The organism is Vibrio sp. Vb1554 (assembly GCF_033344235.1).
Genome location: NZ_JAWPOJ010000176.1, coordinates 1 through 1,445, shown reverse-complemented (window position 1 = coordinate 1,445; position 1,445 = coordinate 1). Strand labels below are relative to the sequence as shown.

Here is a 1,445-nt window from a genome sequence, read left to right as displayed (position 1 = left end):
AGAAGATGTTTGCTAGAGGGTTAACCACGTATTCAGGATCAAGAACCTGTGCTGCCGTTTGTGTGAAACCAGCGAGCAATGGGTCAATACCTGAAGGAATGAAGTTTGCAGAGAAACCACCAGACACACCAGCAAATGCTGCTGCGATACCAGCTAGAGGGTGACGACCAGCGGCATGGAAAATGATACCACCTAGAGGAATAACCAAAACGTAGCCCGCATCAGCCGCGGTATGCGAGATGATTGCGACAAGAATAAGCATTGGTGTAAGTAGCTTCGCTGGAGTGAAGTTCAGCATCTTCTTAAGGCCAGTCGTGATAAAACCAGAAGAATCCGCAACACCTACACCCAACATTGCAACTAATACGATGCCTAGAGGTGCAAAACCAGTAAACGTAGTGACCATGTTAGCAAGGAAACTTGCTAGAGCTTCACCCGTAAGTAAGTTAGTAATGGTAAGAGCTTCGCCCGTTCGAGGGTTTGGAAGGTCGAAAGTCACATTCGACAAAAGTGCAGACGCAGCCCAAGTAATGATCAGTGCCCAGAAAAACAAAATCGCAGGATCAGGAATTTTATTACCTGCACGCTCGATAAAGTTTAGAAAGCGATCCATCCCGCTCGGCTTCGATGATGGTGCCTTATTTACAGCTTGGTTACTCATGGTAACTCCATATGAATGATGTTGGTGCCAAGGCCTATTTGAATAATTATAACGGCCTATTATCAACACAGCATTCTAGTAAATAAGGATAGGGAAAGCACAAGGTTCTATGATTTTTTCCATAATTGGAGACATATTTTGCAAAAACGCCACTCCAATTAAACATAATAAAAACAGTAGCACATCAACCGCATTAACAGTTCGAAAACCATTCATTAACTGAGACAAACCCGGTATCAAAAAGAAATTATCCACGACTTTGTCTCAAGCCATGTATGCAATTGAACTTAGTTTTCGAATTCACTGTACTGTGAAATCATAGTTTTCAACTGAACTGATTGCGTTTGTCCCACTCTATCTTTCCAACTGGTCGTAATAGTAATGGTTTTAAGAGATCCAGACACAGTAGCCGACGGCACAACCCACTCCACTGTATACGCACCAGTAGCGGAAGATCCTGTTGCAATAGAGGCAAAGCTAGCCGTAGAGATCGTCGAAAGCGCATCCGATGCTCCACGCGTACGGAACCATTCCAATTTATTTTCAGCAAGACGCAACGCTTCAATACTTTCTATCGCATAGTCGGATTCTCGTTCGAGATACACGTTTAGCTTTGTTAAACCTAGAGCCCCAACACCGATAAGCAAAAAAGAAATTAGAACCTCAAGAAGGTTAAAACCTTTTTGTTTAGAGATCATTCCAAGAGCCCTTTTTCCAATGTGCTTTCTTCAGCTTCTCCTGAGGCTCCTCAATTACATCGCGATTGTATTGGAATGATAACGCG

2 protein-coding genes are annotated in these 1,445 nt (G+C 43.3%); both read right to left on the bottom strand.

The genetic code is table 11. The annotated features are described in order from the left end of the window. A partial coding sequence (locus tag R8N28_RS24735; protein WP_318183607.1) for an AbgT family transporter occupies positions 1-661 on the bottom strand: 661 nt, incomplete at its 3' end. A 287-nt stretch (positions 662-948) separates the two neighbouring features. Next, the gene (locus R8N28_RS24730) at positions 949-1,359 is read right to left on the bottom strand and encodes a prepilin-type N-terminal cleavage/methylation domain-containing protein (protein WP_015296322.1); all 411 of its coding nucleotides are present in this window, start codon (positions 1,357-1,359) and stop codon (positions 949-951) included. Positions 1,360-1,445 lie beyond the last annotated feature (86 nt).

Excerpts from the sequence above, each read along its gene's own strand:
- R8N28_RS24730 (WP_015296322.1), bottom strand. The coding sequence starts at position 1,359 with ATGATCTCTAAACAAAAAGGTTTTAACCTTCTTGAGGTTCTAATTTCT.